Annotated in this window: 14 protein-coding genes; 12 read left to right on the top strand and 2 right to left on the bottom strand. The window is 26.8% G+C overall.

Features of this window, described 5'->3' with window-relative positions:
• The first annotated feature begins 7 nt into the window (after positions 1 to 7).
• Entirely contained in the window at positions 8 to 529 is a 522-nt protein-coding gene (locus tag FDK22_RS12490; protein ID WP_138153309.1) for a GDSL-type esterase/lipase family protein, read from the top strand.
• On the opposite strand, the gene FDK22_RS12485 is transcribed toward FDK22_RS12490, so the two are convergent.
• Positions 493 to 1,497: an endonuclease/exonuclease/phosphatase family protein gene (locus tag FDK22_RS12485; protein ID WP_138153308.1), complete on the bottom strand. Its 1,005-nt coding sequence runs from the start codon at positions 1,495 to 1,497 to the stop codon at positions 493 to 495. The genes FDK22_RS12490 and FDK22_RS12485 overlap by 37 nt on opposite strands.
• Complete coding sequence (locus FDK22_RS12480) at positions 1,494 to 2,243, bottom strand: alpha/beta fold hydrolase (protein WP_138153307.1); 750 nt, start codon at positions 2,241 to 2,243, stop codon at positions 1,494 to 1,496. Before FDK22_RS12480 ends, FDK22_RS12485 begins: the two co-directional genes overlap by 4 nt.
• Before the next feature lie 182 nt (positions 2,244 to 2,425).
• On the opposite strand from FDK22_RS12480, the gene FDK22_RS12475 reads away from it, so the two are divergent.
• The 11 genes from FDK22_RS12475 to FDK22_RS12425 all read left to right on the top strand — a co-directional run bounded on the left by FDK22_RS12475 (position 2,426) and on the right by FDK22_RS12425 (position 12,440).
• Positions 2,426 to 4,549 carry a methyl-accepting chemotaxis protein gene (locus FDK22_RS12475; RefSeq protein WP_138153306.1) on the top strand — a complete coding sequence of 708 codons (2,124 nt, stop codon included), beginning with the start codon at positions 2,426 to 2,428 and terminating at the stop codon, positions 4,547 to 4,549.
• 106 nt (positions 4,550 to 4,655) lie between these two features.
• Complete coding sequence (locus FDK22_RS12470; RefSeq protein WP_138153305.1) at positions 4,656 to 5,147, top strand: hypothetical protein; 492 nt, start codon at positions 4,656 to 4,658, stop codon at positions 5,145 to 5,147.
• Positions 5,140 to 5,337, top strand: coding sequence for a YwbE family protein (locus FDK22_RS12465; RefSeq protein ID WP_138153304.1), 198 nt, complete (start codon positions 5,140 to 5,142; stop codon positions 5,335 to 5,337). Before FDK22_RS12470 ends, FDK22_RS12465 begins: the two co-directional genes overlap by 8 nt.
• Entirely contained in the window at positions 5,337 to 5,786 is a 450-nt protein-coding gene (locus FDK22_RS12460) for a YaiI/YqxD family protein (RefSeq protein WP_171012990.1), read from the top strand. The genes FDK22_RS12465 and FDK22_RS12460 overlap by 1 nt, the downstream gene beginning before the upstream one ends.
• Before the next feature lie 98 nt (positions 5,787 to 5,884).
• On the top strand, positions 5,885 to 6,697 hold the full coding sequence (locus FDK22_RS12455) for a DUF234 domain-containing protein (RefSeq protein ID WP_138153302.1): 813 nt from the start codon (positions 5,885 to 5,887) through the stop codon (positions 6,695 to 6,697).
• Positions 6,697 to 7,764 carry an FkbM family methyltransferase gene (locus FDK22_RS12450; RefSeq protein ID WP_138153301.1) on the top strand — a complete coding sequence of 356 codons (1,068 nt, stop codon included), beginning with the start codon at positions 6,697 to 6,699 and terminating at the stop codon, positions 7,762 to 7,764. The genes FDK22_RS12455 and FDK22_RS12450 overlap by 1 nt, the downstream gene beginning before the upstream one ends.
• 81 nt (positions 7,765 to 7,845) lie before the next feature.
• Positions 7,846 to 8,910 carry an extracellular solute-binding protein gene (locus FDK22_RS12445; protein WP_138153300.1) on the top strand — a complete coding sequence of 355 codons (1,065 nt, stop codon included), beginning with the start codon at positions 7,846 to 7,848 and terminating at the stop codon, positions 8,908 to 8,910.
• 4 nt (positions 8,911 to 8,914) lie between these two features.
• Complete coding sequence (locus FDK22_RS12440) at positions 8,915 to 9,967, top strand: ABC transporter ATP-binding protein (protein ID WP_228711712.1); 1,053 nt, start codon at positions 8,915 to 8,917, stop codon at positions 9,965 to 9,967.
• Complete coding sequence (locus FDK22_RS12435) at positions 9,967 to 10,830, top strand: ABC transporter permease (protein WP_171012989.1); 864 nt, start codon at positions 9,967 to 9,969, stop codon at positions 10,828 to 10,830. The genes FDK22_RS12440 and FDK22_RS12435 overlap by 1 nt, the downstream gene beginning before the upstream one ends.
• On the top strand, positions 10,827 to 11,681 hold the full coding sequence (locus FDK22_RS12430) for an ABC transporter permease (RefSeq protein ID WP_138153298.1): 855 nt from the start codon (positions 10,827 to 10,829) through the stop codon (positions 11,679 to 11,681). Before FDK22_RS12435 ends, FDK22_RS12430 begins: the two co-directional genes overlap by 4 nt.
• Positions 11,682 to 12,440: a glycerophosphodiester phosphodiesterase gene (locus FDK22_RS12425; RefSeq protein WP_138153297.1), complete on the top strand. Its 759-nt coding sequence runs from the start codon at positions 11,682 to 11,684 to the stop codon at positions 12,438 to 12,440.
• The last annotated feature ends 57 nt before the right edge of the window (positions 12,441 to 12,497 follow it).

Genomic DNA, 12,497 nt, shown 5'->3' with positions numbered 1-12,497 from the left:
ATTTAATATGAAAAAAAACATTGAACTTGTAATGTTAGGTGATTCAATTACAGCAAGAGGTGATTGGAAAAAACTTTTAGAAAACGATTTCATAATAAATCTTGGAATCGATGGGGATAATACCCTTGGAGTATTAAATAGAGTCAATCGAGCAATAGAGTTAGAACCAAAACTTATTTGTTTGATGATAGGAATAAATGACTTGTGCCTTTCTGTTCCACTTGAAAAAATATTTGAAAACTATAAAAATATTTTGGAAAAAATCCTCCAAAAAGATATAAAAGTTATTGTCCAGTCTATATTGATTACACAAATGCCAGCAGTTAATAAAAAAGTCAATAGTTTAAATAACATGATAAAAGAGTATTGTGAAATTAAAAATATAGAGATGATTGATTTTAATAGTGTTTTTTCAAATGAGAAAGGTCTTTTAAGAGAGGATTTAACAACTGATGGTCTTCATTTAGGAGAAAAAGCTTACAAAGTTTGGGCTTATAAATTAAAAAATTCTATTTCACAAACAATTTGAGCATGGTCACTTTGTAATAAACTGCCATCTTTGTTATCTTTTAGATGATTGTCTAAAACTTCATATGAGTTTATTTTTCCTATAGCATTCTTATCTTTTTTATTAAAATCCTTTGATACAAAAATATAATCAATTACATTTCCTTTTGATAGATAATAACTAGTTGCTTTTCTTAGAATCTTTTTTTCAGGATGGGGATTTAATTGTTTTTTTGAGGCTAAATTATATGCATCATATAATAAATATGAATTAAACTTTTTTCTTTCATTGTGGTATGAACTGTTTGTTAATGCATCAATTGAAAGGGAAAACTCTTTATCATTTAAATCACACAAACAAATTATAGGTTTATCACAATTTAAAAAATCATAATATAAAGATGAGGTTTCACAAAGTCTTTGTTTTAATGCAGATAGATTTTTATTTTTTAATGAACTAAAAACTTTTTGTTTTTTTTCATCAAGGCTTGTTTGTTTATCAAAAATATATTCAAATTCATTTAATCTATTTGATTTAAAGTGATTTACATAGATATAAATCTCCTTTTTATTTTCAATTTCTATTAAAGCTTTTATTGGTTTTCTTGAGAAATTAAACTTTTCATTAAAAAAATGTTTTTTCAAACTTTTTATATGGGGTTTAACTTCTTCTATTTTTAAAATTGGATATTTCGAAGCTAGTGCAACAGTAGTACTTGTGTAAACATTAGAGTTTATTTTATCTTTTTTAGCGTCATCAACTGTAATAAAATATTTAAACCCTAACTCTTTACAAAGTTTTTCTAACTCATTTTTTGAAAAAACTTCTTGAAAACCTATAATATCACAATCCATTTTTTCTATTTGTTCTTTTATCCAATTTGTTTTTTTATCCCATTGTTCATTGGTGAATTTATCTTTTTTTATATACCATGAGTAGGGTGGGGCACAAAACTGAAAAAGGTTAAATGATGCAACTTTTATTTTCATTTTTTAGATAACTCTTCAATTTTACTTGCATAAAAAACTGGACATTCTATCATTGGATAATGACCTGCTTCTTGACATTCGATTATGTTTACATTCTTGTATTTAGAGAAATTTTTTTCTGTTTCTTTTTTTGCAAAAACCGCAGAGTCATGTTTACCAAGTATTATATTAACTTCAATCTCTTCATTAATATCATTTTCATTATCACTTGTATTAAGGTACATATTCATATAAGAAGTTCTAGCCTCAACTAAAGATGAACTATATCCCATATCTATTCTATATTTTGCCCATGTTTGATTATATCTTCTACTTGAACTTCTAACAATCTGTTCAATTGCTCTTTTATTTTCACTCATCTTTCTAATCAAACTTTTCTTTTGTATTTCTGGAACTTTTATCCCTGAAGCTGAAATAGGTGTTGTTAAAATCAGTTTTTTAATCTTTTGTTCAATTAGTGCAACTCTTTGGGCTATCATTGTTGACATTGAGTGTGATACAAGGATAACTTCATCTAGATTTAATTTTGTTATTAAATTTTTAACATCATTGGAAGCTTCTTCTAAATTATATTCCCCTTTTATCTCTTTTGATAATCCATAACCCCTTAAATCTGTAAAAATATATGTAAAATTTTCTTTATCTAAAAAGGGAAATATTGCTTCATAGTTTCTACAATCACCCATAAGTTCATGTAAAAAAATGATTTTAATATCTCCATTTCCAATTATTTTTGTTCCTAACATTGTATTTACCTATTATTTAATTAAGAGTGATACTTTATAGAAAAATTCCTTAGAACAATAAAACTATATACTAATTGGCTAGAATACTAATATTTTTAGTTTAAAAATAGTATTATCTTTAAGTCATTCTTAAGTCATACTGTCAATATAAAATTTTATTTATTAAAATACAAGGGGTTGTTATGAATTTTTCAAGTATTAAAGCAAAGTTATTGGTGCTATTGTTTGCAAGTATTGCCTGTTCTTTTTTGATATTAGGATTTTACAATACTACAAATAAATTTGAGTCAGAGTTTAATTTAGTGAAATATGATCAACTAAGTATGACAAAACAAACATCAAAGTTTATTGATGATTATCTAAAGTCAAAAATGCAAATTGTTGAGTCTGTTGCTACACTAATTCAAGATGAAGAATTTACTAATAAAAACAAAGTTTTAGTAGATAAAATTTTACTTGGTAAAAAATCAGGTGATTTTGCGAGTATGTATGTTGGGATTGAAGAAAGTGGAGATTTAATAAAATTTGATGGCTCTTTAAAAAGTATTGCAACGATGAATTATGATGCAAGAAAAAGACCTTGGTATGTAAAATCAAAAAAAATTGATGGGAAAGGTGTTACAGACCCTTTTATAAGTGCAAGTTCAAATAAACTTGTTATTACACTTTTTGCTCCATTTAAAAAAGATGGAAAACTAGTGGGTGTAGTTGGAGCAAACATCTTCTTAGACACAATCGTAAAAGAGATTTTAACCCTTGATATGGGAGTGCCAACCATTTCATATTTATTATCTGAAGATGGAAAATTTTTAGTTCACAAAGATAAAAAACTATTAAAAAAAGTTAGTGAAATCTCAAAGAAAATAAAACTTAATAAAAATGAAGATTTTATTGAAGTTAATATGAATAATATAGATACTTTAGTAAGTTATAGTAAGGTTCCATTCTCTTCTTGGGCTTTAGTTGTTCAAATAGAAAAAGATTCAATCTTTCATGATATAAAAGCAGATATTTATAAAGAGATTTTTCTTTATTTAGTATTATTGGTTTTAATCTTATCATTACTTTATTTTATGCTAATTAAACTTTTATCACCAATTAAAATCTTAGAAAATGGTTTAAATGATTTCTTCTCTTACTTAAAAGGTGAGAAAGATAATGTTTCTATGTTAAATATTAAAACAAATGATGAGTTTGGTAATATGGCAAAAAAAATTGATATAGAAATTGATAGTGTTAAAGTTAGTATAGAAAAAGATAAAGAGTTAATTGAAGATGTTAAAAGTGTAGTTAATAAAATAAAAGATGGAACTTTAAATGTTAAAGTAGAAAAGAAAACAACAAATAAATCATTAAATGAGTTAAGAGATATCTTAAATGAGATGATTGAAACTATTAGTGAAAATGTAAATAGTGATATTAATGATATTTTAAAATCTTTAGAAGAGTATTCTAATTTTAACTTTGTAAATAATGTTCCAAATGCAGATGGAAAAATCTCTAAAGGATTAAACAATCTTTGTGAAATGATTAATAAAATGTTGCAAGAAAACTATAGATTAGGACAAGTTTTAGAAGAAAATGCAAGAAACCTTTTAGATAATGTTGATACCTTAAATACTTCTTCTAATCAAACAGCAGCTTCTTTAGAAGAGAGTTCCGCTTCTCTTGAAGAGATTACCGCAACAATAGTTGAGACAACTCAAAATATATCTCAAATGGCTGAAAATTCTAATATTTTAAAAAATTCAATTGCCAACGGTCAAAGTTTAGCAAAAAATACTGTTGAATCGATGAATGAAATCAATGATCAAACAAATGCTATTGCAGAAGCAATTACAGTAATTGACCAAATAGCTTTCCAAACAAATATTCTATCTTTAAATGCTGCAGTTGAAGCAGCAACAGCAGGGGAAGCAGGAAAAGGATTTGCAGTTGTGGCACAAGAGGTTAGAAATCTAGCTAGTAGAAGTGCTGAAGCAGCAAAAGAGATTAAAGATTTAGTTGAAAATGCAACTAATAAAACTGAAATTGGTAAGAAAAATGCAGATGAAATGATAAATGGATATATTATTCTAAATGAAAATATCAATAAAACATCAGAACTTATTTCACAAATTGAATCTGCTTCTAAAGAACAAAGAGAGGGGATAGAACAAATAAATGATACCGTTAGCAAATTAGATACAAGAACTCAAGAGAATGCTAATGTTGCAAGTCATACAAAACAAATCTCAATTGATACTTCAAATATTGCTAAAAATATTATTGAAAATCTAAGTGACAAACAATTTAAAAAAGATTAAAGAGAGCCTAGCTCTCTTATCTTAAAGTCTATGTATATTTGTTTTGTAATATAAATTTAGCAAAACAATGGTATCTTTGCATTTAATATTACAATAATGGATAAATATGGATTTTAACAAATTAGATTCAACTCAAAAAGAGAGTTTAAGTGAAGAGTTTAAAAACTTTTCAAGTATTTTAGGTGGAGATAACTTTCTATTAACTGCAGTTGAGGAAATAAGAAAGCAAAAACCAAACCCAATTTTAAATCAAACTGGTATTTTTCATACAACAAAAATAAAAGTAGTTCTTAGTAAATCGATTTATAAAGATACTCTTACAGCTTTGTATGATGCAATAAGAAGAGAAGAGAAAACTGGTGATATGCTTGATGGCGCTAGTCCAAAAGAGTATAAAACAACTATGAATATGATTAGAACACTAAAACCTATTAGTGTGACTTTTGAATCAAAAGAAACAAATCAAAAGTTTACCTTTGATATTTTAGATACAAGTGAACCTAAAAAAACAAAAGTTACATTTATCTTTAAAGCAATTTTCTTTTATCATTTAGATGAATTAAAAAAAGCACTTTTTTATAAGAAAAATAATGATTAGAGACCCAAAAGACAGGGATGATATAGAAGCGGGACTTGAGGTTAAAATAGTTTTAAAACAAGACCAAAGAACAAATAAATTAACCCATGGTTTTGTGAAAGATATTTTAACAAATTCTAAAACACACCCACATGGCATAAAAGTAAGATTAAAAGATGGGCAAGTGGGTCGAATAAAAGAGATTTTATAATGACTTTATTTGTTGATGGGGATGCTTTCCCTAATCTTTTAAAGCCAATTGTTTTTAAAGCAATAAATAGATTAAAGATTAATACCCTTGTAATCTCAAACAAAAAAATCTCAATTGGTGAAAATAGCTCTTTAATAACTTATATGGTAGTTGAAGAGGGTATGGATGAAGCTGATAATAAAATAGTTGAGTTATTACAAGAGGGTGATTTAGTTATAACTGCTGATATTCCCCTTGCCAATAGAACCATTGAAAAAAATGCCCATGCAATTGACCATAGAGGTGAGTTATATACACAAGACAATATAAAAGAGTATTTAGCTTTTAGAAATTTGATGCAAGAGTTAAGGGATAGTGGTGAAGTAACAAAAGGACCTGCACCATTTTCTAAAAAAGATTCACAAAATTTTGCCAACCAGTTAAATATGTTTTTCCAAAAACATTTATGATATAATCAGAAAAAGAAAAAGGCTCTACAATTATACTTAATGAAAAAACCCTATTAGAACAGTTTCAAATATTTTGTGAAACAAATAAACCAAGTGATATGGAAACAGCACTAAATTATTTTGCTGTATTTGGTGGACTTGATATTAAAGTTGATATGACAAAACCTCTTCGAACTTTAATAAAAAGAGATATTTTAGATAAATATTATGATATTCAAGAATATATTCAAAAACTTACAAAAAATAAAGCGCCATATCATAAGATTTTAACTGGAATTGCTTTGGGTGATAGACGAGTAAATTCAGCATTTAAAAGAGCAGATGTTGAATATGATGAAGGTATTGAAACAATTTATGAACTTGAAGAATTAAATATTATTCAAACTGAAACTTCAATGGATTTTTTAACTAAAAATTTTGAAGAAAATGATGTTGCTGATAAATTACTTTTTACTGCACCCTTTTTAAGATTTTGGTTTGCCTTTGTGTCTCCTCTTTATAGGGGTATCTCAAGGGGTGAATTTGATGAATCTTTTGAAAAATTCAATAATTATCATAATGAATTTATGTCTTTAGTGTTTGAACAACTTTGCCATGAGTTTATAAAGGTTACCTTTAAAGATGATGAGATTGAAGATATTGGAAGATATTGGGATGAGGAAAAAAACGATATAAATCTTTTAGCTCAAACTGAATCTGGTAAAGTAATAATTGGTTCATGTCGATATACAAATTCAAAAATGAAAAAAAATGAATTAAGTATATTAAGAGATTATTGTGAAAATCTAGAAATTACGCCAGATTATGTAGTTTTATTTTCAAAGGCAGGTTTTTCAAATGAATTAAAAGCAGAAAAATCTAATGGTTTAAAACTATATACAGTAAAAAGTCTTAAGTCCTTAATTATCTAATGAATCTAATTAATTTAGATTATATAAATCAAAAAGATAAGAAACTAGTAAATGAGTTTCTTTTCTCAACTACAAGAAAAAAATATATCTTAGGCATTAATAAATTTACTAAATGTGTTCAAAAATATGTAGAAGTTGATGGAATTATTGATGATTTTACAAGGGTTCAAAGCTCAAGAAAAAAATCAATTTTACATATTGATGAGGTTTCAAAGGATGCTTTAATCCTTTCAACTGCTATGGGAAGTCCTTTAGAAGTAAAAAATGAGTTAGATAAAAAAGGCTTTGAAAATATCAACTACTTAGCTTTTTTTAAATATTCTAATTTAGATTTAAAAGAACCACCTTTTATTTGTGATTTTAAAGAAGATTATAAAAATAATAAAAAAAGATATGAAGAGGTTTATAATCTTTTAGAGGATAAAAAATCAAAAGAGATTTTTGAAAAACTAATTAATTTTAAAATAAGTTTTGATTTAAATTTTATGGAAGGGTTTACAAATAATCATGATGAACAATATTTTGATAAGGACTTAATCCCAAAACTTGAAAATATTGTTTTTTTAGATGGGGGAGCTTATGTAGGAGATACCCTGCCTAATATAATAAAAAACTTTCCAGATTTTAAAAAGATTTATGCAATAGAACCAAATTTGTTGCACATAGATATTGCAAAAAGAGATTTTTCTTCAAATGAGAAAATAGAATTTATAAACTGTGGTTTAGGAAAGATGAAAGTTCAAAAAGAAGAATCACAAGAAAAAAAACATCATGGGGAACATGATTATCAAGCAATAAATATTAATACCATAGATAATTTGATTAATCAAAAAGTTGATTTTATAAAACTTGATATAGAAGGTGCAGAACAAGATGCTTTATTAGGAGCTAAAGAAACTATAAAAAAATATACACCAATTTTAGCTGTTTGTATTTATCATAAAGCACAAGATTGGTATATGATTCCTAAAATAGTATTAGATATATATCCTAACTACAAACTTTATTTAAGACATTACATGGAAGGTATATATGAAACTGTTATGTATTTTATACCTCAAAATTAACTCCTTAAAATAACAAATATTGTAACTAATTCGTAATAGCCAAGTGGTAAAATAATTTCCAATATTTTTTAAGGAAAGAAAATGAAAAAACAATTAGTTTTATCTTGTGCTTTGGCACTATCGGCTTTATCAAATTGTGCATATGCTGCAGAAACACTTAAAATTTTAACTTGGAAGGGTTATGCCCCTAATGAACTTGTTGAGAAATTTGAAAAAAAAACAGGTTATAAAGTTGAAATTACTTATTCTAATAATGAAGAGATGATTGCAAAATTAAGAGCAACTAGAGGTGCTGGTTTTGATGTAGCTCAGCCAAGCCAAGATAGAATTTCATCTGTTCAAGAAAAATACAAAATTTATAAAGCAATAGATTATTCAAAAATAAATACTTCTGCTTTAGTAACTTCTATGTTAGATGCTGTAAAAAAGAACACAAAAGTTAAAGATGATTCCTTTGCAGTTCCCTTTTGTTATGGAACTTCAGGTCTAATTGTTAATAAAAAACTAGCACCAAATGCTAAAGATTATTCTGCCTTATTGGATAAAGAGTATGCAGGAAAAATCTCTTATAGATTAAAAAGACCAACTTTAATTGGAGTTGCATTTGCTAAAGGGGAAAACCCATTTGAAAAATATTCAGATGCAAAAGAGTATAAAACATTAATGGATGGTGTTGCAAAAGATTTAATCAAAGCTAAACCTTATGTTAAAAACTATTGGTCAAATGGGGATTCATTATTAGAATTATTAAGATCAAGTGAAGTTGTTGTAGCTATGGGATGGGACAATGGTGGTTGGAAATTACATAAAGAAAATCCTGATTTAGATTTTGTTGCACCAAAAAGTGGAGCTTTAGGTTGGATTGATACTTTTGCAATTCCTGCAAAAGCTGAAAATGTAGAAGGTGCATATGCTTGGATTAATTTTATGTTAGAAGCAGAAAATGCAGCATATTTTACAAACAAAGAGGGGTATGGTACTGCTTCAAATGGTGCAAATAAATTCTTAGATAAAGAGATTAAAGATAATTTTGAAAGATCATTTACTAAAGCTGATATTGATAATATTAACTGGTATCCACCAGTGCCAGCAAAATTAGAGTCTATTGAAGGAAAACTTTTAGATAAAGTTAAAGCTTCAAAATAATCTGATGGATATTTTAGATATTAGGAGTCTGCGAAAACAATTCGCAGACCACCTTGCAGTAAAAGAGATTAATCTCCAAGTAAAGAAAGGTGAGTTTTTTTCTATTTTAGGTCCTTCAGGTTGTGGTAAAACAACTTTGCTTCGAATGATTTCTGGTTTTATAGAACAAACTTCTGGTGAGATTTTTATAAACAAGAAATCAATGAAAGGTATTCCTGCTAATAAACGACCTGTTAATTTAGTTTTTCAAAATCTTGCACTTTTCCCTATGATGAATGTTTATGAAAATATTGCATTTGGTTTAAAAAGAAGAAAAGTTCCAAAAGCTGAGATTGATAAAAAAGTTAAAGAGATATTAAAAAAAGTTCATTTAAGTGGATATGAGAAAAAAGATGTTTCCTCTTTATCAGGTGGTCAAAGACAACGTGTTGCTATTGCAAGGTCTTTGATATTAGAACCTTCTATTTTACTTTTAGATGAGCCTTTAGGAGCTTTAGATTTAAAGCTTAGGGAGTCAATGAAAATTGAGCTAAAAAAACTTCAACATGAGTTTGGAACAACTTTTATTTATATCACCCACGACCAATCTGAAGCACTTGTTATGAGTGATAGAGTTGCTGTTATGAATGGTGGAATTTTTGAGCAAATCGATACTCCTCAAAATCTATATGCAAATCCAAAAACAGCTTTTGTTGCTTCTTTTGTGGGTGAAACAAATAAATTAAAAGCCAAAAAAATATCAGAAAATAAAGTAATCAGTGAAGATATAGAGTTTGATGTAACGTTTATTGATAAAGTGGAAGATGAATGTTTTTTATTTATTAGACCAGAAGCAATTATAATAAATCCAGATGAAAATATGAACGATATTAACTGTTTTGAAGTTGTTATAAAAGATATTTTATTTGATGGTTCTAATACTAAAGTTCTTGCTCTTTTGGCAAGTGAAAAAGAGATAATGATTTCTCTTCCTCAAAATAAACAATTTAAAAATATAAAAGAAAATGATAGCTTAATTGTTGGTGTTAGTCTTGAAGATTGTAAGGTTTTTAAATAATGTTTAATGGGATTAGATTAAAGTTAGGAATATATCTCCTTTTCTTACCAGTTTTTCTTTGGCTTTTTTTACTTATTGTAATTCCCCAATTTGAATTACTTATGTTATCTTTTAGATTTGAAGATGATTATGGAGATATGATTTGGTCATTTGAAAATTATAAAGAGTTTTTTACAAATGAAATATATTGGTATACTTTTGCAAGAACCGCTTTTTATGCTATTTTTGTAACATTTTTAACTTTTGTAGTTACTTTTCCTGTTGCTTTTTATATTACAAAAATAGTTGATAAAAAATATGCATTGTTTTTATCAATTTTATTACTCCTTCCTTTTTGGGTAAGTGAGTTGGTTAGAGTTTATGGCTGGACAATATTATTAAGGGAAACAGGAGTTATAAATTTCTTTTTACAGTACTTAGGCTTTACATCAAAAGGAATTGAGTTTTTATATAATGATGTTAGTATGATTATGGGATTAGTTTATACTTCAATGCTTTTTATGATTGTTCCAATTATTTCAGCACTTGACGGAATGGATGATTCATATATTGAAGCAGCTTATGATTTAGGAGCTTCAAAACTAATAATCTTTTTTAAAATCATAATCCCCTATGCTTCAAGTGGAATTGTATCTGGCTTTATTGTTGTATTTATGTTAACTTTAGGAAACTATTTAACTCCAAATTTAATTGGAGGGAAAAACTCTCTTTGGTTTACTGAACAAATTTATAATCAATTTATTTCAAGTATGAATTGGAATCAAGGATCAGCATTTGGGTTTTTACTTTTAGTTTTATCTTCCTTAATCATTTTTGTGGCATTAAAACTTAGTAAACAATCACTTTCAAAGGCACTTAGATGATAAGAACTCTTCCTAAATTTAGATTTTACAATTTTGCCTTTGGTATTTATGTTTCTTTATTTTTTCTATTTTTATTTGCCCCTTTAGTTGTGACTTGTATTTTTGCTTTTAATGATTCAAATTTTCCATCACTCCCTTGGAATGGGTTTACATTAGATTGGTTTATAGCTGATAATAGTGAAAGGGTAGGGATATTTAACGATAGTGAAAATCTAAAAAGTATCTACAACAGTTTTAAAACAGCTTTTTTTGTAACTATTTTTTCTTTGATTGTTGGAACATATGCAGCTTTGATATTTGAAAGAAAAGATTTTAAATTTAAACAGTTTTTATATTTTTTAGCCTTAACTCCTTTAGTTATCCCAGGAGTAATTTTAGGGATTTCACTTTTGGTTTCAGTTAATGATTTAGGTTTATATTTAGATATAAATTTTGGAATAGACTTAGAGATACTAAGGCCTAGTTTTTGGTTGGTTGTAATTGGTCAGTTTTCTTTTATAACTACTTTTGTTTTATTAGTTGTAAGTGCAAGACTAAAAAAATTTGATGTTTGCTTAGAAGAAGCTTCTTTAAATCTAGGAGCTAGTATGCCTCAAACTATTTTTTTTATTGTAATACCTTTTTTAAAACCAGCACTTATTGGGGCAGCAGCAGTAGCATTTTTAATGAGCTTTGAAAATTTTAACACTACACTTTTTTTAATTGGTTCAGATACAACATTGCCTATAAATTTGTATTTGCAAGTTAGAGATGGAAGTACACCAATAATAAACTCAATCTCATTTTTATTGATTATTTGTACTTCAATAATCGCATTTTTTAATTTAATATTTTCCAAGAAAGGGAAATAGATGAATAGTTTTAGTTTCTATGAAAATAACCAAAATATCCAAATCGCACATAGAGGTTTTAGCTCTCTTTACCCAGAAAACACTATGATTGCTTTTAAAAAAGCAATTAAAAAAACAAAGATGATAGAACTAGATGTTGCCTTTTCAAAAGATGCAGTTGCTGTTGTAATTCATGATGATACCCTTTTAAGAACATCTAATGTAGGAAAAATCTTCCCCTTGAAAAAAGATTCCCATATAGATGAGTTTACTTTAGACGAATTAAAGCAATTGGATTTTTCTTCATGGTTTGATAAAAATTTAAAATTACAAACAATCTCAACATTAGAAGAGGTGTTAACTTTTTGTAAGAAAAAAGAAGTTTATGTAAATATTGAAATCAAAGATTTAACATTAAGCCCTTTTCACAAAAAAGCTGTTAAAAAAATTGTTAAAATAATAGATGAGTGTAAGATGTCTAAAAGTGTGATAGTCTCATCTTTTGTTTCAGAATATATTATTCAATTAAACAAAAAATATAAACATATTAAAAAAGCTTTTTTATGTGAAAATATAAATACCTTATATTTGTTGGAGTTTTTATTAAAATATAATATCGAAGCTTTTCATTGTAGTGATGAGATTGTTGAAGAAGAATTAGTTCAAGAACTATTAAAACATGGGATTTATACTTGTGTATTTACTGTAAATGATGAAAAGAGAAAAGAGGAACTTTTTTCTTGGGGTGTAAAAGGAGTTTTCACTGATTATTTAAATTAGTCTCACTACAAGCTGGTTTAAAAAAAAATCTTTTTAAGTAGACAATAATATTTGGAA

The sequence above is a fragment of the Arcobacter arenosus genome (assembly GCF_005771535.1).
GTDB classification, from domain to species: domain Bacteria; phylum Campylobacterota; class Campylobacteria; order Campylobacterales; family Arcobacteraceae; genus Halarcobacter; species Halarcobacter arenosus.
This window is presented reverse-complemented; position numbering and strand designations above follow the sequence as displayed.

Coding starts and splice junctions, on each gene's coding strand:
- FDK22_RS12465 (WP_138153304.1), top strand. CDS start 5,140: ATGATTAGAGACCCAAAAGACAGGGATGATATAGAAGCGGGACTTGAG.
- FDK22_RS12445 (WP_138153300.1), top strand. CDS start 7,846: ATGAAAAAACAATTAGTTTTATCTTGTGCTTTGGCACTATCGGCTTTA.
- FDK22_RS12490 (WP_138153309.1), top strand. CDS start 8: ATGAAAAAAAACATTGAACTTGTAATGTTAGGTGATTCAATTACAGCA.
- FDK22_RS12485 (WP_138153308.1), bottom strand. CDS start 1,497: ATGAAAATAAAAGTTGCATCATTTAACCTTTTTCAGTTTTGTGCCCCA.
- FDK22_RS12435 (WP_171012989.1), top strand. CDS start 9,967: ATGTTTAATGGGATTAGATTAAAGTTAGGAATATATCTCCTTTTCTTA.
- FDK22_RS12430 (WP_138153298.1), top strand. CDS start 10,827: ATGATAAGAACTCTTCCTAAATTTAGATTTTACAATTTTGCCTTTGGT.
- FDK22_RS12480 (WP_138153307.1), bottom strand. CDS start 2,243: ATGTTAGGAACAAAAATAATTGGAAATGGAGATATTAAAATCATTTTT.
- FDK22_RS12440 (WP_228711712.1), top strand. CDS start 8,915: ATGGATATTTTAGATATTAGGAGTCTGCGAAAACAATTCGCAGACCAC.
- FDK22_RS12475 (WP_138153306.1), top strand. CDS start 2,426: ATGAATTTTTCAAGTATTAAAGCAAAGTTATTGGTGCTATTGTTTGCA.
- FDK22_RS12470 (WP_138153305.1), top strand. CDS start 4,656: ATGGATTTTAACAAATTAGATTCAACTCAAAAAGAGAGTTTAAGTGAA.
- FDK22_RS12425 (WP_138153297.1), top strand. CDS start 11,682: ATGAATAGTTTTAGTTTCTATGAAAATAACCAAAATATCCAAATCGCA.
- FDK22_RS12455 (WP_138153302.1), top strand. CDS start 5,885: ATGGAAACAGCACTAAATTATTTTGCTGTATTTGGTGGACTTGATATT.
- FDK22_RS12460 (WP_171012990.1), top strand. CDS start 5,337: ATGACTTTATTTGTTGATGGGGATGCTTTCCCTAATCTTTTAAAGCCA.
- FDK22_RS12450 (WP_138153301.1), top strand. CDS start 6,697: ATGAATCTAATTAATTTAGATTATATAAATCAAAAAGATAAGAAACTA.